A 20982-nucleotide genomic window follows, 5' to 3' on the forward strand; every position below is an offset into this window, starting at 1 on the left:
GTTTAAACTCTTCTCCGTATGTTTGAAATGTCTGTCCTTTTTTATCCATACCAAGATCCCCTCCAAGTTCACTCTATCCTCATGATATCATCTGGACTTTTTTGAGTTCTACTTAAAGGGGATAATACCAAAGTAACAAAGCTAATCAGAATTTCAGTAATCTTTCTAACTTAAAAACCATTCAAGCTGCGTAATCATTATAAAATGCCTACAAAAAATCCTGCGAATATGCCCATTTTAAAGAAAAGCATTAATTACAAGACAATTTTATCTCAACTCATCATCCAATGGTATGATGACTTCATCTAATGTCTTTCTCCACTGACGTTTCATTTCTGGTCCGTATTTCAATGGTTTGGCATCTGGATGTTCGGCTTTGTACTTATCGAATTGCTTGCTATTAATAATCCCCCCAATATTCGGAATTGGGTCTGTTCCTATCACATATTGTATCGCAGATAAATGCAGTTCATTTTCTTCCACAAACCAAGTTTCCGCAAATTCTTTAATCGCCATGTTACGTGCTTTAGTGAAGAAGCGTCGTTTCACTGCAAAAATATCTTCCTCTGCATCTATTTCTTTGGTATCGATAGAGTTTAAAATCGCACGGTATATTTTTTTGACAATTTCTAACTTTTTTAGTTTTTGAAGTGCTTTTTCGATCTCGTCACGGATATTCTGATTATTGGCTGAGTACGTTCCTAGTAGCCGGTCAATATAGGTTGAGTCAATATCATAGATCTTAATCGCATTCTCTCCATAGAATTCAATATCTGAGAAATCTGGACTCGGTCCATCATGTCCCCCTTCATCTACTAAAGAACCCTTGATCGTATTGTATACGCCAATATATTCTTCTAAGGTCTTTACCTGTTCTTGAAGTGCTTTTGACTGCTCTATTTCATCGTTGTAATCATCATATGTAACTAAAGCCTCGTAGGCATTATTTAACTCTTGAAAAGCCTTTACAAATTCCATCCGCGTTTCGAGCGGAGAGTGCTCGTTAATATCAGTTGGATTTGGCACCAGCTTTTTCAATGTCTTGTGAGCCTTTTGTAAACGCTTCTTCGATTCATCATAAGTTGGATAAACAAGATTAGATTCCTCTTGTGCTTCAGAATATAACTTCGTCGCATCCTTTACATTTTGCTCCATTGTTGAAGGCTTTCGGAATGTCACAATCAATCCTTTTGTCTTTCCGGGATAGGTACGATTGGTCCGAGAAAAGGCTTGAATCAAATTGGCATAACTTAAATTTCGATCTACAAATAACGTTTGAATCGTGGGTGCATCAAATCCAGTCAATAGACGTTCTACGACAATGACAAGATCAATTTGTTTCCCAAATTCTTTGAATTCTGCTTTCTTACGAGCTAAACGATTGTTGATGTCACCATTATATCGTTCAATATCTTCTATCGACCAAGCTGTATTATAATAATCGTTATAATCCTTAATAATTTCTTTCATTTCGTCTTGAATTTGTTTGGAATTATCTTCGTTTTCTTGTATCGAATAGGTGACGGCAATCCGAGGGAAGGCCGGATCTTCAATCGTACGCCCTGTTCGGATCGGATATCCAGCAAATTCTTTCGTTAACCATTCTGGATCTTTGGTCATTTCCTTGATTGCCTGATAATAGCGTTTCGCCATATCAACGGAGCTTGTTGTTAAGATGGCCGACTTTTGCGGGCGACCGTTTTGGAAATCAAATTTGGTATAGGCATTATCAGGCCGAAAAATCTTATGAATGACTTTTTGAATATGTTCATCTCTTTCAAAAGTAGATGGTTCAAGATATGCTTCCTTTTCTATTGCATCCATTTGATCGATCATATCGTTAATTTCATCACTACTAAAATCGGCGTATTTTTCATTTAGACGAAGTTGATTAAAAATATAATTATTTAATGATGTGGGTTCAATCGTATCTTCATGCTCTACTTGGAACCCTAAAACAGCCCCATCATCCAATGCATTCTTAATTGTATAAGTGTGCAAAACTTCTCCATATTGATCACGAGTGGTGCGAGCTAATTGGCCTTTAGCTTGTTTTTTATTTTCATTAAATATCGGCGTACCTGTAAAACCAAACCACGTAGAATTTGGAAAGAATCCCTTAATCACTTCCATCCCTTCAGCACTTAACGCTCGATGGCATTCATCTACAACAAAGACAATATGTTGCCCCAACAGTTTCTTAAAACGTTGGGTGCCTTTTTGTTCCTCTTGCCTTTGGGCATAGCGCAAGGCAGTTTCTAGTTTTTGACGAGTGGTGATAATCACTGTATTCGAATTGGCATCAGATAGTAGGGTATTACTCAGCTCTTTCGCACTTCCGGTTCCGACAATCAAGCTATTGGACTTGGCATTACCAGAAGAAAGACCGGTATTAAATTCAGAAGCAAATTTGGTGAATTCTGTCGTCGTTTGATTGTCCAAGTCTTTCCGGTCAATGAGCATAATGGTACGATCTACACCTGGTTTGCGAGCTAATAACTTCGTAGAAACAAAACTTGTCAACGTTTTTCCTGACCCGGTCGCATGCCACACAAATCCAGATTGATGTTTCATAGCAGATGTAAATAAAGCCTCAATCGCATGAATTTGATAAGGCTGCAATACCATTAAGGTTTTGTTGTCTTGGTCCTCACTCACAATTGTATAATTGGCAATCAAGCGATGTGCATCTGGAATATTTAAGACCTGCTTCACAAATTCATAGAGATTTTCTACTTTTCGATTGTCCGTTGTCCGCCAACTAAAGACAAATTTCTTATGCATGTCTTTTGGCATCGCATTGGCAAAATAGCGAGTCGTTTGTTCGTTGGAAATGACAAATACCTGAAGAGTAGAAAAGATATTATTTCTAAACATCCCTTCTTCTGCGTATTTCTTAATTTGCTTATATGCTTGGAATACGCCGTCTTTGGCACTGACTTGCTTTAATTCAATTTGAACAATGGGCAACCCATTGATTAAGAGTGTCACGTCAAATCGGCGATCACGATCATCAACGTTTGCCTTTTGCTTTGCAATCTGATGAACGACTTCATATGTAGAGATTCCGCCGCCAATGTCTTGATTGGAATATAGGACTAAAGACATCGAACCTAACGATACATCTTCACGTTCAATCGTAATACGAGCAATTCCATTCTCCCCTTTGAGCCATCTAGCCGCGTCAAAGGGTGTCTTTGTTTTCGATAATAATTCTGTTTTAATAGCATCAAATTCTTTATCAGAAATTGGATGATCTCCAATTTCTGATAAGTTATTTTGTGTAATTTTTTGACGCAAATTCTTCCATAGGTCTTCTTCTGATTTTAAATCTGGACGATAATTCCATTGATTACGCCCTTCCCCTAACACTTCAATCAGGCGACGTTCTACTTCAGCTTCATTGTGATGTGGTATCTTTGTCATGTTTCTTCCTCTCTTCTATTCGCTTAGACAAACATCTTTTGCAGGAATGCTTTTTTTGTTTCTTTCAAGGCATCTAGTTCGCGTTGATGGAGAGCGATAGTCTCATCAAATCGTTTGAAGAATTTAGATATCTTTTCTTGTTCTTCTAAAGAAGGAAGAAAAACATTTTGTTCTCTTACTAACTCTGAATTGATATTTACCTGTGAACCCGGCTGACCATATTTTTGCCATTTTGGACGAAACATTTCTAACCACTGAAAAATGAAGTCTATGTTAAATTTAGGATTTATAAACACAATAAATCCATCGTGAACACCTGTTTTAATATAGTTAATTACAGGCTTTCCAACAGTTGCTGCTATACTTAAAATTAAATGTGGTTCATTCAATACTAAAGTCTTTTTTTGGCCTTCTTCAGAAATATGTTGTTTAACATGATGAATCAAACCATTCTGTTCTGTTACATCTGAAATTCTTAACCATCCTACATCACTTTCATCATCAAACCATTTTGGGTCTTCTATGGGTCTTGGGCTGGCCCCACGACGTATCTCAGATAAATCTCCTAACTTCCGCTGTTCCCATTCTCCAGTAAATCCTGGAAAGCGAACTTCCGGCACCGACTCCCCTTCTTTTGGGAACATTTTTTGTAAGAATCCTTGTTTTGTTTGTTTGAGGATGGTTAGTTCTTGCTGATGAAGAGCGATCGTGTCGTCTAGTTGTTTGAAAAAATTACCGATTTGGGCCTGCTCTTCTTTTGATACTGGAACACTAGTTTCAATCTGAGCTAAATCATTGGAATTAATTGCAGGGTAACTAGTACCTGTACATCTATCAAGAACGGTTGAAACGAACCTCTCATCTTGTAGTCTATTTAATAGAAAATAACTATCCACATATGGACGCATCTGTGCATAACCCGTTGAAAAAACGTAATTATCATATGGTAAATCAAAAAGATAATTATTCTTTTGATATGGTCTAACCGTTTGATAAAATACATCTCCTCGTTTAGCCAATCTTTGGGCTCTTGAAGGTGCTGTTTCTTTCTGCTCAGTACGATGCGAAATTAAGTTTGTTCCTAAAACTGATTCTAAGTCAACATATTCAAATTGTTCAGGAAGTTTTGATTTTGGATTGAATTCTGCTACTTCCTCCAACCTATGCTCTTCCCAATCTCCAGTAAATCCTGCAAATCGAATATCTGGTGTACGTTTATTTTCCACGATTAAACACCTCTAATGCACCCTTGATCCATTCTGCGTTTTCTTCATCAAATTGTAACGAAGAAATTATCTGATATATGCTAGATTCTAGTTCTGCTTTTTCTTTTCGGATTTCTTGGATGGTTGAGCCAATTGCAGCCATATCCACGGGCGCTTCTTCCTCTAAGGTATCAACGTACCGAGGGATGTTCAAATTGAAATCATTCTCTTTGATTTCATCAAAGGAAGCGACACGGGCATATTTCTCTACATCTTCTCGTTTCTTATACGTTTCGACAATCTTATCAATATTTTCTTTGGAAAGTTTATTTTGGTTCTTTCCTTTAATAAACTCCTTACTTGCATCAATAAATAACACATCACGAGTGCTGCGGTTTTTCTTCAAGATGATGACTGTTGTTGGAATCGATGTCCCAAAGAATAAATTTGCCGGCATGCCAATTACGGCGTATATACTGCCATCTTCTAATAGTTTCTTCCGAATCACACCTTCTGCAGCTCCACGGAACAGTACCCCATGCGGTAAGACGATAGCCATTGTTCCCGAATCTTTTAAATGATAGAACCCATGTAAAAGAAAGGAAAAGTCTGCTTTTGATTTTGGCGCTAATTTCCCGTAACGATTGAAACGAGAATCATCTAAAAAGGTTTCATCTGCGGACCATTTTGCAGAGTAGGGTGGATTCATAAGGACCGCATCAAAGGTATAAGGCTCATCAGTCGGCCAATCTTTGTTCAATGTATCCCCATTGCGTAAACGCATATCTTCTTTACCAACGCCATGCAAGATCAAGTTCATCTTTGCCAGATTATAGGTCGTTGTATTTAGTTCTTGTCCATGATACTTTACACTATCCGGATGGTTAATATAGTTTCGAATATTCAACATCAAGGAACCTGATCCCATGGTGGGGTCATATACACTAAACAATTTTTTGTCTTCTTGACCGATTGCGGCAATACGAGCCATCATGTCAGATACTTCATGAGGTGTATAGAATTCTCCAGCTTTCTTGCCAGCCTCTGAGGCAAATTGACCAATTAGGAACTCATAGGCATCCCCAATGACATCACCATTATGTCCCATCACATCGATATCATTTAGTTTCTTCAGTACTTCTGTAATGGTAATGTTTCGCTGTTGATCATCTGATCCCAATTTTTTTGATTTCAAATCCACATCATCAAACAATCCATTAAATTGATCATATTTCGTAGACAAATCGATAAAGGCTTTATTCAAGTCATTTAACTGAAACGTGTTTTGTTTCGCTTGAGTGGTTAATACATTGAATAAATACTCTGGTTCAATATCATAGCCCAATGTATCCACTAATGTTTCAATTAAGTCATCTTTTATCTCTTTATCTGCTAATAAATTTCTATACAATTGAGTTTGTTTCTCTTGTGTGTTGTATTCTTCTAGGGATTCATCGGCTATTTCAACTACTTTTTCTAATAACTTATCAGATAAGTACTTGTAAAAAATCAATCCTAATAAGTAGTTTTTGTATTCTGATGCATCCATTTTGCTTCGCAGGTTGTCCGCGGCACTAAATAATTTTGTATTTAATTCAGCCATGTTGCGTTCCTCACTTTTTCTATTGTTGGTCTATTTGCTTCAATACTTCTAAATAAAGTCGCTCTTCAAGTTCTGCTTGTTTCTTTGCCAAAGCGTGACGCTTTCTCAAAAAGAAATAAGCTTTTCCAATTGTCCGTTGTTTCTCAATACTCGGTAACTTGATTTCCAACTCTTTTAGTATCGCTGGGGTTAATTTTGGTACAGTACTTCCTTGCATAGATATTGCCATTTGCTTTTTCATTGAATAGGATTCATTCAATGCATAACATAAATAGCTGCTATCCAATTGATCATGTTCAATAATAAGTTTAGCAAAGTTTTGGTTAATAATCTTTCCTTGATTTAAGTTACTTACTATTCCGGCTTTCGAACTAACAAAGCTGAACACAACATCTCCAGCACTACTTAAATAGCCTTCTTTATGACTTGAAATTGCAGTATAAGAACTAGCTTGTGAGTCTAGAAATGAGCCATCTAAGTCATTTATTAAATCCTCAAATGAATAGGCAACTAAAGTTAGATCATTTTTCTCGCTTCCTCTAGACAGGTTTCTCCCTATTTTAATCGTTACAATATCTTCAAGTTTCATATCCCGTCCTCTTCATAATAAGTATTTCTTTAAAATTACTTATTTCTCTTACAATCAAAACATATCAGTCTGGAAATACTCAATCAATAATTTATGTAACTTTTATGAATTACACACATAATTATCGGTGTGTACGTAAACCTAAGCAGAGGCCTCCTTACGCATCGTTCCGATCGGAGTATGGTTCGCGTGATGAAAATACAGGCTTCTGCGAGCTTTTCTGCAAATAACTTGCCGGTACTTGTGATAGGTTCAGCTTAACTGGTCTATCGGCGAAAGAAAGCGAAAGGAACATGCCGCAGCATGCCTCCTTAGTTAATTATATGTTCTTCAGAAGGATTAGCATAGGAAAGCCGCTGAAACCCAAAGCATGAATACAGTGTTATGCCATACTCGTCCTTCTCTGATAAAACCACAATGGAGCTGTTCATTATGAAGGATACCACAAAATAACGTTTAGAAGCTCTTCGCCGCTAGCGATGCTACCAGCATAAGATGCTCTATGAAATTCCAGAAACTCTTTGAAAATCGGACAAGGGGATTGGTTCAGATCCGAGCGATGCGTGGCTCCAAGCTGTTGTCAATTCTTTTTTCATTTCAAGGCGAAATTGAGTTCCTTGCCAGTACAAATACCATGGCGATGATGTTTTTCTAAGAGCGGTAACCTCTTGCCTTTCGTTTGGCCGCTTGGAAAAGGCTATTCACACCTTGCCATAAACCGTTGTTCAGCTTGGATTTAAACCATCGAATGACGCCGTCATAATGCTTCTGTAGCATTTTTGCGGCTTCAACCATCGGATCTAAACAGCAGTGTAGCCCCCACTGAATCCAATCCTGAAGGACTATAGGTACAATCGAAGCTGGATACCTGCAGGATCAGCCTCATCCTGTACGCCTTGGCTGTATCAAGATCGAAGTCTTTAAGCTTATCCATTGTTTTTTTCTGGGCATGACTTAGGTTGTCCTGGATTTTTCAGCCAGAGATAAAGCGTATTCTTTAACAAGGACTGCTTTCAAGCGCAAGGAAGACGATTTAGTATACCGGGTGAAGCTGCTATTTTACTTGTTGTTGGAAGTGCAGTCCAAAGTGGATTTCCTCATGCCATACCGCCTACTGCTTTATCAGGTTGAGATCTGGTGCTATCTTATGAAAGATCAGGAAAAGACGAAGGGCAAGCCAAAAACATTCCGGCTGCCTCCCATTGTGCCGATTGTGCTGTACAATGGGAAGAGACGCTGGACCGTCAGTCGCCAATTTCGCCAGTTGTTAGCAAATGAAACGATGTTCGGTTCGGAACTCCTGAATTTTGAATATGTCCTTATTGATGTTGCCTGATATACAGAAGAAGAGTTGTTGGCTCTTTCCAATACGATTGGTTCTGTGTTTTTGCTTGATCAGACGGAATTACTGAATCGGCTCGGCAAGCTGATGAATACCATACAGCAATTACCAGAGGAAAGCCAGCAGCAATTGGTCGCCTGGATGGCGAATATATTAAGTCAGAAATTCACCGGAAAATGAACCCTATTTGCGCGAGCTTATTCAGAACGTAAAAGGAGGCGTATCGGATATGGGCTTGAAAAAACCTTGGATGCCATTAAGCGTGAGGGCAAGCTGGAAGCAAAAGAAGAAGTTGTCAAGCAAATGATTGCCGAAGATCTGGATCCTGAATTGATCGCGAGGGTAACAGGCTTCCCAGTAGATATTATCGCAAAGTTAAGGGAACAATCCCATTAATTCATTTTGTTAGCCGTTTCAAGACGAACGGCTTTTTTATTTGTTCCCATAACATTTGAGTGTGATCGGGGACGGTTGAATAAAAACTGCCGATTACCCGTTTCCTGCTCGTATAAATCGAGATAGTCATAAAATCAAAATACAAGAGCAGTGAAGCGTTATGCCTCCTGCTTGTTGTTGTGCCGTTTGCATCCGCGTAGGATGCGACTCGATTTTGAATCTAAAAACCTTTCATTTCAACGAATATCCATGTTCAGAATGGCTGTGCCCCCTCCCCATTCCACTTCATCACATCGCCTGTCTGAATGGATGTCCAAATGTTGCCCGTGTCTTTCCAAGGAGAACTTATCATCATACCGCTGGACTTTATATCGACTTGCGGCATTCTTTCTCTTCTGATATTCCAAAAGGTAAATATCCAGCTCTTGGCTCAATTCTACGACCGTCTTATCGGTGAAATTCTTCTTCTCTGCGGCCACTTGTATCATTTGCTGCCGTACGCTCTCGATTTTGTATCTCAAGCAATCGACTTCGTCAAGAAAAAAAGACATGAAAGTTGCTCCCTTCCACGTATTGTATAACGTTGGGTGCCTGCATCTACATGTTGCTCTTGGTGCAACTTTATCACGTTTTTCCTTTAATTCCCTTATTCTCTTTCAAGGAAAATTCGACAAAATTTATCATTTTTTTCAATAATAAAAGAGACGCTTGGTATACGGCGTCCCTTGCGTTACCTCAATTATTTATCTTTACCAACCAACGTCATGAACATAATGAGTAAAGGTGGTAATTAAATCTGAGGGGCCAATAATAATAGTAGTAAATAACACGACAACAAATATTAAAGATTTTGTTACCCGTTTCATATTTATCCCTCCAATGTAAAGTAACCATCCGGTCTAATCGGAATCTCTATTATAATAGTAAATTACTTCATAAAGAGGAACTGTTGCCCCAATCATTACATTGATTATAAAGTAACTGAAGTTTTTTCAGGGTTTCAACATCCATCATTTTATCCCTATCAGTATATAATTTTATAATTAGACTACAACATTCGCGTTCATTTAAAATATCGTTAACTTGGGAATATCGTAACGCACTTTCCAAATAACACTGAATTCCGTTTTCAATGTTCCCTATAGAAACGCAGTAGTTGCCTTTTAGTTTATAGAAATGGGCCAACTCAGACTTCTTATACGGTGTAATGTATGGAATAGAGACAATTTTATTTTCCCACTTTAATAGCTTTTCAATAGATGCCCAATCATTCATTTCAAGGTATAGTATCATGAGTTGGTTGATAACATGCAACAAAGCATTCTCTCCGCAACTCTGCAAACATTCTTCAAGCTGCGACAAGGCAAGTTCTTTATCCCCTTTTTTCACATTCAGGACAGCCATCATTAATTTTGCATTATCTTGAATATGAGGATACGGAAAAGTTATGTACTGTTTCAAATAAGACTCACTCAAAATATACTCGCCTATATAATAGTAAGAATTATGAACGACAGCTATGGATTCCGCCTTGATCAAGCTTACCGGTATATCCTCGGTTACATTATTCATGCATAAGTCAATGCTCTCTTGAAAACGCCGCAAATTATACGCATGAACACCTAGCTTATAAAATAAGGTTGTTCGTTCTTCTGCTGATAGAAAATCTATGTAATGTAAAACAAATCGCCCCGAATCATAGGTTGCATGTAGTTTAGTAAAGTCATTTCTTTCAATAAGATATTTCTGAAAAAGAGCTTTGGCAACAAACTTATTGATACCGTAGCCACGGGAGTGACGGATAATGAGATCGTACAAGGCGAGTTTGAGCGAGTCGTTGTTCACTTCCTGATCTACAAACTGGTACAGTTTTTCCATCAAATCGATGCTGTCCAAATCCTTGCTATGTAAACAGGCAGATGCCGTTTTAATAATTAAATCCGTTAAATCCGCTCCATCTCCCTTGATTACTTCTCGTAAGATTCCGAACAGAACATCGGATTTTTGCCCTATTTCAAGATATGGTTGTATGACTTCACGAATAGGTATATGTAATGCGTTAGCTATGGGATTAACCTTTTCAAATGAAGGACGTTCTACCTCATCATTTTCAATTTTGGAGATATAGCCTGTGCTGACGCCTGACAACTCGGCAAGTTGGCTTTGTGTAAGATTGGCTTTATTTCTGTATTGTCTTATGCTGTCGCCAATAGTGGAATATTGTAGCGACGATGCTTCCATATCATCACCCTTCCAAGACATCTTTATTTGTACGTTACCATAATATTCAATTGATGTAAATAAGGTGGGGAGAGGTTGAAAAGCGAGGTATGGTGACCTTCAAACAGATAACATGCTCTCATGCCTGACGTCCTCTTCAGCAGTTTCCCCACCCGCTAATCGACGTGCTCACGTGAGATTAGACATTTCAATCCACGCATCCGCGTAAGATGCGACGAGGAGGACTCGTCGGAGGGAGTATGTTGGTTATATTTCAATCCACGCATCCGCGTAAGATGCGACTTGTTGACCTGTGGCGATAAGCTACCTTCCAGTTGATTTCAATCCACGCATCCGCGTAAGATGCGACGTGAGGTGGACATGATGAGCCAATTGACAGCACAGATTTCAATCCACGCATCCGCGTAGGATGCGACGGTCGGTGTGCTGTTTGCCGAGCTGGATATGCATCTCATTTCAATCCACGCATCCGCGTAGGATGCGACACCGGCGTGCTCACCGAGCCGAGATGAGGCAGCTTATTTCAATCCACGCATCCGCGTAGGATGCGACTGCGAAAATTGACTGAATGTGTAAAATATCCGTTCAAGTATGATTGAATAAAACCATAAAATAGATATATGAACCAAAAATTACGTTAAATCCATAACTCTTCTTCGGTTTATTTGGATAATAATGTAAAAACCATGGTGCGAATGTCCCGGGGAATTCATGTGCGCTTCACATTCGCACCCGTCGTGTGCCTAATCATCAAAATCGCACGACTCCGCTTTCCTCGCCGGGCCGAAGGGGCCGGATATTATCCTCATTCTGTCCGCTTCCTCAACTTGTTCTCTCATTAAGTATATCATGAGTCACGGGATAAGGTAACGGCCGTTGCGCCACGAGTAATCCATTCCTTGGGGGGCACTAAGGCGAGGGCAAGCCCCGGTTGTTGGCCTGGGGCCTGGCAACACAGGGCAAAGACGAGGAAATACATCATTGCCGCTGACTCTAACGGGTTATAGGGTTTGGGGGCAGCCATTCGGCACCAGCAGGTCAGCCAGATGAATGATGCCCCGCTCCCTTCACCCCAGATCCATCTCCGGCAGTTCGTCGAGAGCCCCCGCGGCCGTGTTCGGCGGGACAGGCTGACCATTGGCGCGGACCAGGGTGTAGTATTCGTAGTCGCCGATGACGGTGAAGTCGCCGTCCATGACGCCGGGATAGGCGCGGTTCACGGAGTAGATCTGGCTCCGGTAGGCCTGCAAGGCCCGCCCCTTGTGATGGCGGAAGCCGCGGATATCGGCTCGCGCCGTGATCGGGCAGGTCTGCGCTGGTCCGGAATCCGGACAATGGTCGTAGTAATGAGGGATCGAGGTATAGTAGAGCGATGGCTTCCTCCCCTCCGGGTAAGGCGCCTCGGCCCGTTCGACCGCTCTCTCCGTGGCCCGGGAAATCGCGATATGATCGGGGTGTCCGGTCACCCCGTCCGGCGGGAACGTAATAATGATCTCTGGCCTTCGCTCCACAATCGTGGACTGAATCCGGTCCGTCAGCTTAGACAAGTCAAGCGACTTCAGTTCGCCGTCCGGGTACCGGTACAGCACGAGCTCGGCGACGCCAAGGATGGAGCAGGCGTTCCGCAGCTCCTGTTCCCGGTACCGGGCCAATTCTTCGCGACTAGCGAATCGAAATTCCCCTGACCTTCCCTTGCATCCCGAGGTGGCGCACGCGAGAATGACGTCATGGCCCGCCCTGCTCAACCTGGCTATCGTCCCTCCGGCCGCAAAGGACTCATCGTCAGGATGAGCGAACACGAAGAGCCATCTTTTCTTCATTTCCCTTTAGCCTCCCGCCGTTCAGCGGTTCCTCGCATGTATGGAGCATCGTTTAACGTTATCATTCGCACGTTTCCCCCTTCCCTTTTTCTCTAAAGTAGGATAATCCCATGGCTATTACCCCGTAGATCGGCTCCCGGCGGGCGTCGTCCCATTGGACATGCGGAGCGTATGCTTCAATCCGGCGCATCAGCGCTTCCCGGACGCGCCCTTCATGCTGCAGCACTCCGCCCTGCATAATCGCAACAAAGGGGTCGCGGTGGAAGGATAAATGACGGATCACCGCGGCTGCGGCGTAAAACAGTTCGTCAGCGGCTGCCGATAAAATCCGCTGCGCTTCCTTATCTCCGGCAGAGGCTGCCTGGCCGACGGCGCGGGAGAGCCGGCTAACGGTCTGAATGGAATAGGCTGATCCGTACATCCAGTCGAACAACTCCTCTTCCCGCTCCATGCCTAAATACGGCAGCACCCATTCCTTCAGCCTCGTGTCTGCTCCCCTTCCGTCATAGGCCCTCAGAATCGCCAGCGCCGCCTGCTTGCCGATCCAATAGCCGCTGCCTTCGTCGCCGACACGGTGGCCCCAGCCGCCCGCCCTGGCCGTCCTTCCGTGCCCGTCGATGCCGTATATAATCGAACCGGTTCCGGCAATCACCAATATCCCCGGCTGACCGCCGGTCCCGCCGAGCAGGGCGGCATAACCGTCGTTCTCCACGATCAGGTGCCTGGCTTGAAGCGGCAGCAGCGCGAGCGCCTCCTCTACCAATCGGGTAACGGCGCGCCTGTCGGACTCGGTATCCAGGCCGGCCAGGGCGAACACGGCACATTCCACTTCCACATCCGCTTCCCGTTCCTTCTTCGGTTCCGGTATGACAAGACATCCGCCGCTCCGCTCCAGATCCGCGATCGCTTCGCGGATCGCCGCCGCCAGCTCGCGTATCGCTCCCTTTGTCCCGCTGCCATGGTAATTGGACGGTCCGCCATGTCCTCGTCCGAGCAACTGGCCCTGCCTATCCGTGAAGACGGCAAGGGATTTGGTCCCCCCGCCGTCGACGGCCAGCAGGGGGATGCGGCGCACAGCCATCAAGTACCACTCCACTCCAGAATGACTTCGTCTAAATGCCGCATCGCCCGCCGAATCTTGTCCTGCGCCTGCCCAACCCATTTCAAATGCGCCTGCTGCTCATTCATCCGAATTCCGATCATGCGCTGCACTTCCTTCGGGCTCGGTCCTCCAGGCAGCGAACGAATGTCCACAAAATGCGCGGGGTCGAGCGCCTCGCGCAGCGTTTGTTCGTTAAGTGTCGTCTCTCGCCCGATATGGCGCCGCGCGCTCTCGTTGACGAGGGAAAGCGTAATCTGATCGGCCGCCTGTCCTTGCGCCAAGGCCTGCCGCACCACGTCGCTGACGATATGATGGGCCTTGCGGAACGACAAGCCATCCGTTCGGACCAGGGTATCCGCCAGTTCGGTCACCGTGGCGAAGCTTCCCTGCGTCCGCTCGCGCAGCACCTCCTTGTTCACTTCCATCGTGCCGATGACGGCGGCGAACAGGCGGTATATATTATCCAATATGGCGAGGCTTTTCCAGGCATATGGCTGCATGTCGTCCTCGGTGTCCACGATGTCGCCGAACGGCGTATTGTGAATCATCGTCAGCACCGTGTTCGTATTGCCGGCGCAGCTCGACAGCAGGGCGCGCATATGCTCGAACGAGACGGGATTGCGCTTCTGCGGCATGATGGAGCTGATCTGCACATAAGGGGCCGCCACATGCAGCGCGCCGAACTCCTGCGTACACCACAGCAGCATATCTTGAACGACCCGGCCCAGATTGATTGCCGCAAGCTGCACGGCCGCCGCGATCTCGCCCAGATAATCGGCCCCGCCGATGGCGTCATAGGAATTATCGATAAGTTCGTCGAAGGCGAGCAGCTCCATCATCTGCTCCCGGCTAATCGCGAAGCCCGATGTCGTGAGCGCCGCCGCGCCCATGCTGCTGCGGTTGCAATTGGCGTAGGACGCCATCATGCGCCGGATATCCCGGTTGAGCGAATCGGCGACCGCCATCATGTAATGCGCAAGTGTCGTCGGCTGCGCCTGCTGCGTGTGCGTGTAACCGATCATCAGCGTGCCGGTGTGGTCGCTGGCGAACAGCAGCAGTTGCTCTTTCAGCTTCAGCGCGGAAGCCAGCGTCTCGAGCAGCTTCTCCCGCAGCACCATCCGGTAGATCGCGATGCCCATGTCGTTCCGGCTGCGCGCCAGATGCAGGTTGCCGGCGATCTCCCCCGCATGCTCCAGCAGTTGATGCTCGACCTGGAAGAACAAATCCTCGAACTGTCCGGTATAACTGGCTTGGCGAAGCGCCTCCGTGTCGATGGCCCGAATCGCCTTGGCGATCTGCTTCGCTTCGTCAAGCGACACCAACTGCTGCCGCTGCAGCATGATAAGATGGGCCTTGTTGATCGCCATCATCGGTCCGAGCAAATGGGTTTTCGCTTCCTTAAAAGCCGGCTCCAGCACCACCTCCGCGTACGTTTTGCCAGGGAATGAAGTTCCTTCCGCTTCCATCCATTTTTCACGATATCCCATAGCGCAAATATCACTCCTTCGTCTTGTCTGTTCTCCTCGCCAGCCACTCCTGGAGGAGCAAGTTCATATGGCGGCTCGCTTCCTCCACGAAGATCTGCCCCGCCTCAAGGGAGCTCTGCCGGATGCGGCCCGTATAGCCGTCCCAGCCTTGCGGCCTTCCTTCCACTAATACATAAGGCACGGAAGATAACGGGGGATCCGCGTCAAGTTCAAGGTCGGATTCCTGTACGGTTACCATTTCCGGGCGGAAGGCCTTGATGGCCGACATCTCGTACGGTCCCCCATGCCCACGGCCAGCCGTTCCTAGAAAAAGCCCCATCCGCTGCGCGAAATCGGCGCTCGCCATCTGCCACCAGTTGATCAGAAGGAAGCTGGCGTCAGGATAGGCGCCGGTTACCTGCTCGGCTGCGGTGTGGGCCGGCCCCATATTGGCATCGTGGGCGTTCAGCAGCACGATATGGCGGATGCCGAGCCGGCATATGCCTTCGGCGACATCGGCGAGATAATCGATAAAGACTGTGGGGCGAACCGGGATCGTGCCCGGATAATGCCGGGTCTTGCCGGGACAGGCCGAGTATGGAATGGCCGGATAGATCAAAGGATGCAGGGATGCGTCAATCCGCTCCGCGAAGCTCTCCGCCAGGATCGTATCCGTTCCGAGCGGAGCGTGCGGACCATGATATTCCACCGAGCCCAACGGAACGACGGCGAACCGGACGTCCATTGCCACTTGCTCGATATCCCGCCCGTGAATTCCGAGTGCCTTCAATGCTTGCACCTCCTCATGCAGTGAAAATGGGAGAGGGTCCCGAAGGGGCGGAAAGCTGGAGCTTTTCACTTCCATAACGAAAATTGGATGCTTGTGCTAGATACCGTCTTCTGCGGTGTCCGTTCGGGTTGGCGACTTATGCTGCTGTCTTGTCACGGTAATCCGTTCGGGTTGACGCTTTTGCTGCCGCCTTGTCACGGTAATCCGTTCGGGTTGACGCTTTTGCTGCCACCTTGTCACGGTAATCCGTTCGGGTTGACGCTTTTGCTGCCGCCTTGTCACGGTAATCCGTTCGGGTTGACGCTTTTGCTGCCGCCTTGTCACGGTAATCCGTTCGGGTTGACGCTTTTGCTGCCGCCTTGTCACGGTAATCCGTACGGGTTGACGGCTCACGCTCCGCCCTTTCGCGGCAATCCGTCCGGGTTGACGGCTCACGCTCCGCCCTTTCGCGGTAATCTGTTCGGGACCCTCGCCGTTGGTGCCATGCTGCGCAGATAGCCGTGTCAGGCGGCAGTTGTCAGGCAGCTTTCAGGTAAATAAACCGGCAGCGATTAAAGCCTAATGGTTGTGAGTGCAAACGCCTTCCTACTGATGCTGGCTAATCATATTGACGAACATCCGCATGGAGCCCGGAACGAGCGCCGGAATCTGGCGGTACCAGACCAGGGAGCTGTACGTATAGACCCCTTTGCCATAATGCGCGGTCAGGAACGTGCCCGTGAACTCCTTCTCCCCCGGGTCGCCGTTCGAGATGAGCTCCGTATATTCCTTGCCCCATTGCGACGGATTGTAGGCGGAGCGGTCTTGAATCCAACCTTGCCAATCCTGATTCGTAATCTTGTTCGGCGTGTTGAACATCGGGTGATCCGGGGCCAGCATCGTCACCTTCGAATTCTCGTCCGTGACGCGCCACTGAATGAGCGGCGTTCCGATCGTAATCGGATACGGAGCCAGCTCCGGCGACCATTTGTCCTCCGGCTTATGATACTGGACGACCAGATTGCCGCCGTCCTTAACATAGCTGAGCAGGCGCTGGTTGCTTGGAATCAATTCCGGGCGGAAGGCATAGGCGCGAATGCCGAGCACGATGGTGTCGTACGGCGACAGATCGCCGGATTCGATATCCTTCGCCTCGAGATTGACGACATCGACGCCCGCTTGGCGCAAATACTGATCGATGTTATCAAAGCCGCTGGACACGTAACCGACCTTTAATTGGTCCGGCACCTTCAGATCGAAGGCCTGGATGCTGAGCTCCGCCGGCTGCACCAGGTACGTCCTGCCGATATGCGGGTATTCGATGACCTGCGCCCCATGTGTGCTGAGCACGGCGCCGTTCTTCGCGATCGCCTTCACGGAAAAGGCGCCCGGCGCCACGTTCGATGCCGCCTTGACCGTAAATGCGGCGGACTTCGTTTCGCCCTTCGCGGCGAAGCTTAGCTCTTCGACGGCCGGCTCAACCGTCCAGCCTTCCGGCACGTTCAGCGAGACTGACGCTTTGGAAGCGCCCGGCGTGTAATTGCGCACGGTCACCTTCACCGGAATCGGCTCTCCCGCCCGGAGCGTATTCAGAATCGTGGCCTTCGGGCTCAGCGTCATCGAGTACGGCGGCAGAACAGCCACGGCGTTCTGCGGCGCAACGTCCAGCGTCGTGGCCGTGCCGTACGCCTCATATTCGGCCTTCCCCTGGAACACCGCCGGGTCATAAGGCTTGAACAGCGGGGCGTTCGCGGGGACCGTCACCTCGAAGACGGCAGATGCCGTCTCGTTGTAGCCCAATTGCTCGAAGCGGGTCGCCCCGGCCGGAGCGGCCTTCCAGCCTGCGGGGACGCGAAGGCTCAACTTAACGTTGCGCAAGGTCGTGGAGCCGCCGTTGAAAGCCGACACGACGACCTTCGTCGTCTGGCCCGCGACCAATTCACTGTCGGCCGGCTTGACCTTCGCCACCACGGACGCCGCTTCCTTGCTGGCTATATTCAGCTGCGCTTCCTTGACCCGAAGCCGGTGAAGCAAATCCTCCTTGACTGCCGCCTCCAGTCCGGATGCTTGGACCTCAGCCAGCGCGGTCTGCACATCGGCTTTCATCTTATGAACTTGCTTCAGGACGCCGGCAAAGCTGGGATAGGCGGCAACGACTTCATTCGCGTCCTTGTGCAAGGCGCGCAAATCACGGGCCACCTTGCCGTCTTTGTCCTTCGCCTCGATCTCCTTCGCCAAATCCTCGAAGGTGAAAGCAATGCCGTCGAAGAAGTCATTCTCTTTCTCCTTCGATGTGACGGTGCTCAGCTCGAGCTTGTAATACTTGCTGAACAGCTCGCCTTGCCCGGGGCCTTCGTCATACACCCTGCCCATCCCCTGGCTGCGGTGCATGAAGCGGGATTCTTCCCCGAGCTGCAGATATGACGCGCCGTAGATTTCATCGTAGTCCCCAACCGGAATGTTCACGCTGTAATCCGTGGCATGGGCCGGCACGTACAGCTTCTTGATTTGCCAGGGGCGCAGGCCCTTTTTCAGATGTTCAGGAAAAATGTCCGGATTCGCCGCATCCTTGAACGCCCTCACGGTAAGCACGTTGATCGTGCGGTGATGTCCATGCGTGGAGGCTTCGTTCAAGAACGAAGGAATGATGACATCCGGGCGGAGCTCGCGAATTTTTCGAATCAAGCGCTCGTAGACGACGGAGTCGCCCCATTTGTCCAGCGTCTCCTCCACGCTCTTCGAAAAGCCGAAATCGTAGATCGGATCGTCCAGCTTCTCGCCAAGCATGCCTAACGTCACGTTAGTGATGCGGGATGCCTCCTGCAGCTCACGGGTCCGAATGACGCCGAGGGCCTGCCCCAGCTCGCTCCCGATCTCGTTCTGACCGCCTTCCCCTCTGACCGCGATGACGCTGGAGGTGCTCACGCCTCGCCCCAAGGACAGGTAAGCCAAGGTTGCGCTGTGCTCATCATCGGGGTGGGCCCCCGTGTTCATGGCGCTCGCGATCGTCGTCAATGGCCGAATCGCCTTCCACAGATCGGCAATCCCGCGATCCGCATATGCGGGTTGGGCTTGAGCGGACAGCAGGGCGCCGCCCGCCAGCACCATGCTCATGAACAAGGAACAGAACCTCCAAGCTGACTTGCCTCTGATCATCAAATCCCTCCTCGAATGGTGGATTGTTTGTCAGCAGGGAATGGCCTGTTCCCCGCTGCATATCATCACGTGGTTGGCGAACCCCTAGGTGTTCCCACGAAATGACCTTCCTTCCAATTAACCGCCCGTTACATGGCTGCGCTGTCGCCCGTTATTTTGCGCGATACGAAGAGCACGATGATGATCAAGGAAATTTGCAGCACGCCGTACGCGCAGGCCGTGCCGAATTCAAACGAATACATCCGCTGAAAAATCTCGACGGATAGCGGAGTGCTTCTGGCAGTAAAGAGCAAGATGGAAGAGACGAATTCCCCGATGCCCTGCACGAACGCGAGCAGAGTTCCCGCCAAAATCCCGCTGAGCGCCATCGGGAACACGACCCGCCGGAAGCTGTACCACCACGATGCGCCCAGATTGCGCGCCGCCTCCTCGACCGAAGCGTCCATCTGGATCAGGGTGGCGGAGGTGGAGCGGAACACTAACGGCAAATGGCGGACGAAATACGCCAACGGAAGTATCCAGAAGCTGCCGATGAGCACCTGATTGAAGCTGAATACGGTAGGCTCGCTGAAGGCCGCGATCAGGTTGACCGCGACGACCGTGCCGGGCAAGGCCCACGGAAGCATGATCAGCGCATCAAGCAGCGTTTTTCCCCGGAAGGACAAGCGCACCATCGCGTAAGCGGCAGCGACGCCGAAGATCACATTGCCGATGGTGGCCACGAAGCTCATCTGGAAGCTGTTCGCAATCGGCCGCCACGTTTTGCTGTCGGTGAACAGCTTTACGTAATGCTCCACCGTATATTCAGGAGGCAAAATTTGCGTCGTCCACCTGCCGTCCGCCGAGAACGAGATGAGAACAAGCACGAGAATCGGAAGCAGCAGCACGACGATCCCCGCGATAGACAGGAGCATGGCGACATATTTGCCCGCGGCGCTCTTCACTTCCGTCCGATGCACGCTGACCCCCTTGCTCATGTTCTGGTAATTGCGCAGGCCCTGATACCAGCGCATGACGAGCAGGAACGCGATCGACACGACCGACAGAATGGTGGACTGTGCGGCCGCCATATCGAGATTGCCGTTCGTCCGGGACAAGTAAATCTGCATCGTCATCGTCCGCTCAATGCCGAAAATGAGCGGAGCCGTATAGGAAGCCATCGCGATCATGAACACGAGCAGCGACGACGCGACCAAGGCCGGGGTCAGCATCGGCAAAATAACGCGCCGCCATATGTAGAGCCGTCCCGCGCCGAGACTGGCCGCCGCCTCTTCCAGCGACGGATCGAGATTGCGGATCGCCGACGATGCCGTCATGTAAAAGTACGTGTACATCGTGAACGTATGGACGACGAGCACGCCCCAGATGCCTTTTAACGCAAACGGCACCTGTTCAAGCTGAAGCAACTCCTTGAGCGCCCGCGGAATAATCCCGCTCTCTCCATAGAGAAACGTAAACGACAGCACGCCGACGAGCGGCGGCAAAGCCATCGGGACAAGCACGAGGACGGCCAGGATTTTGCGGCCGGGGAATTCGTAGCGTTCCAGCAGAAAGGCCATCGCAACGCCGACAATCGCGCAGGTGATCACGCTTAACACCGAAATAAAAATGCTGGTCCAGAGCGCTTCCAGATTGGAGGTATGCTCCAGGCTAAAAAAGCGGGCATAGTTTTGAAGCGAGAGTTGATCCTCTGTCTGAATGCTTTGCATGAACGTCTGGAACAGCGGATATACGACATAAGCCAACAGCACCAAAAACAAGGGCGCGACCAGGACATAGACAAAATAGGGCGACTGCGTAATGGGAACGGGCCTGAATGGAGCAATCCCCGGTTTCCTCGGTTTTATGTTCCGTTTCGGTATCATCG

At 47.9% G+C, this 20982-nt stretch carries 16 protein-coding genes, 1 pseudogene and 1 CRISPR repeat array; of the genes and pseudogenes, 3 read left to right on the top strand and 14 right to left on the bottom strand.

Annotation, left to right across the window (positions count from 1 at the left end; all coding sequences use genetic code 11):
* Positions 1-267: 267 nt before the first annotated feature.
* From L6439_RS20025 to L6439_RS29755, 5 genes and pseudogenes are all read right to left on the bottom strand, one after another.
* Entirely contained in the window at positions 268-3426 is a 3159-nt protein-coding gene (locus L6439_RS20025; protein WP_213469575.1) for a type I restriction endonuclease subunit R, read from the bottom strand.
* Between the two features lie 23 nt (positions 3427-3449).
* A complete protein-coding gene (locus L6439_RS20030) occupies positions 3450-4652 on the bottom strand; it encodes a restriction endonuclease subunit S (protein WP_237096554.1) in 1203 nt (400 codons plus the stop codon).
* Positions 4642-6234 (bottom strand): type I restriction-modification system subunit M, encoded by a 1593-nt coding sequence (locus L6439_RS20035; RefSeq protein ID WP_213469576.1) that lies wholly within the window; start codon positions 6232-6234, stop codon positions 4642-4644. Before L6439_RS20035 ends, L6439_RS20030 begins: the two co-directional genes overlap by 11 nt.
* Positions 6235-6253: 19 nt before the next feature.
* Complete coding sequence (locus tag L6439_RS20040) at positions 6254-6823, bottom strand: restriction endonuclease subunit S (RefSeq protein WP_213469577.1); 570 nt, start codon at positions 6821-6823, stop codon at positions 6254-6256.
* 651 nt (positions 6824-7474) lie between these two features.
* Positions 7475-7824, bottom strand: a pseudogene (locus L6439_RS29755) (transposase); the annotation flags it as partial.
* 44 nt (positions 7825-7868) lie between these two features.
* Between L6439_RS29755 and L6439_RS20050 the strand changes: the two are divergent.
* The 3 genes from L6439_RS20050 (at position 7869) to L6439_RS20060 (ending at position 8561) form a co-directional block, all read left to right on the top strand.
* Positions 7869-8159 (top strand): Rpn family recombination-promoting nuclease/putative transposase, encoded by a 291-nt coding sequence (locus L6439_RS20050; RefSeq protein ID WP_237096556.1) that lies wholly within the window; start codon positions 7869-7871, stop codon positions 8157-8159.
* 18 nt (positions 8160-8177) lie between these two features.
* Positions 8178-8345, top strand: a complete 168-nt coding sequence (locus L6439_RS20055; protein WP_237096557.1) for a hypothetical protein — start codon at positions 8178-8180, stop codon at positions 8343-8345.
* 66 nt (positions 8346-8411) lie between these two features.
* Positions 8412-8561: a hypothetical protein gene (locus tag L6439_RS20060; RefSeq protein ID WP_237096558.1), complete on the top strand. Its 150-nt coding sequence runs from the start codon at positions 8412-8414 to the stop codon at positions 8559-8561.
* Positions 8562-8797: 236 nt separating this feature from the next.
* On the opposite strand, the gene L6439_RS20065 is transcribed toward L6439_RS20060, so the two are convergent.
* The 9 genes from L6439_RS20065 to L6439_RS20105 all read right to left on the bottom strand — a co-directional run bounded on the left by L6439_RS20065 (position 8798) and on the right by L6439_RS20105 (position 20980).
* Positions 8798-9112, bottom strand: coding sequence for an aspartyl-phosphate phosphatase Spo0E family protein (locus L6439_RS20065; protein ID WP_213469578.1), 315 nt, complete (start codon positions 9110-9112; stop codon positions 8798-8800).
* Between the two features lie 382 nt (positions 9113-9494).
* Positions 9495-10802, bottom strand: coding sequence for a helix-turn-helix domain-containing protein (locus tag L6439_RS20070; RefSeq protein ID WP_213469579.1), 1308 nt, complete (start codon positions 10800-10802; stop codon positions 9495-9497).
* Between the two features lie 184 nt (positions 10803-10986).
* A CRISPR array of direct repeats spans positions 10987-11354; the repeat unit is 32 nt; unit sequence ATTTCAATCCACGCATCCGCGTAGGATGCGAC.
* 515 nt (positions 11355-11869) lie between these two features.
* On the bottom strand, positions 11870-12622 hold the full coding sequence (locus tag L6439_RS20075) for a PIG-L deacetylase family protein (RefSeq protein WP_213469580.1): 753 nt from the start codon (positions 12620-12622) through the stop codon (positions 11870-11872).
* Between the two features lie 61 nt (positions 12623-12683).
* Positions 12684-13703: an N-acetylglucosamine kinase gene (locus L6439_RS20080; RefSeq protein WP_213469581.1), complete on the bottom strand. Its 1020-nt coding sequence runs from the start codon at positions 13701-13703 to the stop codon at positions 12684-12686.
* Entirely contained in the window at positions 13703-15211 is a 1509-nt protein-coding gene (argH, locus tag L6439_RS20085) for an argininosuccinate lyase (RefSeq protein ID WP_213469582.1), read from the bottom strand. Before argH ends, L6439_RS20080 begins: the two co-directional genes overlap by 1 nt.
* Before the next feature lie 10 nt (positions 15212-15221).
* A complete protein-coding gene (locus tag L6439_RS20090; protein WP_213469583.1) occupies positions 15222-15980 on the bottom strand; it encodes a creatininase family protein in 759 nt (252 codons plus the stop codon).
* A 96-nt stretch (positions 15981-16076) separates the two neighbouring features.
* Complete coding sequence (locus tag L6439_RS20095; protein WP_213469584.1) at positions 16077-16415, bottom strand: hypothetical protein; 339 nt, start codon at positions 16413-16415, stop codon at positions 16077-16079.
* Between the two features lie 150 nt (positions 16416-16565).
* Complete coding sequence (locus L6439_RS20100; RefSeq protein WP_213469585.1) at positions 16566-19115, bottom strand: NEW3 domain-containing protein; 2550 nt, start codon at positions 19113-19115, stop codon at positions 16566-16568.
* A 128-nt stretch (positions 19116-19243) separates the two neighbouring features.
* Entirely contained in the window at positions 19244-20980 is a 1737-nt protein-coding gene (locus L6439_RS20105) for an ABC transporter permease (RefSeq protein ID WP_168180455.1), read from the bottom strand.
* Between the last annotated feature and the right edge of the window lie 2 nt (positions 20981-20982).

It is taken from the genome of Paenibacillus dendritiformis (genome assembly GCF_021654795.1).
In the GTDB taxonomy this organism is placed as follows: domain Bacteria; phylum Bacillota; class Bacilli; order Paenibacillales; family Paenibacillaceae; genus Paenibacillus_B.

What these genes read in the sequence shown, in the direction of transcription:
- L6439_RS20025 (WP_213469575.1), bottom strand. Translation starts at nt 3,426, where the DNA reads ATGACAAAGATACCACATCACAATGAAGCTGAAGTAGAACGTCGCCTG.
- L6439_RS20080 (WP_213469581.1), bottom strand. Translation starts at nt 13,703, where the DNA reads ATGGCTGTGCGCCGCATCCCCCTGCTGGCCGTCGACGGCGGGGGGACC.
- L6439_RS20035 (WP_213469576.1), bottom strand. Translation starts at nt 6,234, where the DNA reads ATGGCTGAATTAAATACAAAATTATTTAGTGCCGCGGACAACCTGCGA.
- L6439_RS20075 (WP_213469580.1), bottom strand. Translation starts at nt 12,622, where the DNA reads ATGAAGAAAAGATGGCTCTTCGTGTTCGCTCATCCTGACGATGAGTCC.
- L6439_RS20040 (WP_213469577.1), bottom strand. Translation starts at nt 6,823, where the DNA reads ATGAAACTTGAAGATATTGTAACGATTAAAATAGGGAGAAACCTGTCT.
- argH (WP_213469582.1), bottom strand. Translation starts at nt 15,211, where the DNA reads ATGGGATATCGTGAAAAATGGATGGAAGCGGAAGGAACTTCATTCCCT.
- L6439_RS20070 (WP_213469579.1), bottom strand. Translation starts at nt 10,802, where the DNA reads ATGGAAGCATCGTCGCTACAATATTCCACTATTGGCGACAGCATAAGA.
- L6439_RS20065 (WP_213469578.1), bottom strand. Translation starts at nt 9,112, where the DNA reads ATGTCTTTTTTTCTTGACGAAGTCGATTGCTTGAGATACAAAATCGAG.
- L6439_RS20100 (WP_213469585.1), bottom strand. Translation starts at nt 19,115, where the DNA reads ATGATCAGAGGCAAGTCAGCTTGGAGGTTCTGTTCCTTGTTCATGAGC.
- L6439_RS20105 (WP_168180455.1), bottom strand. Translation starts at nt 20,980, where the DNA reads ATGATACCGAAACGGAACATAAAACCGAGGAAACCGGGGATTGCTCCA.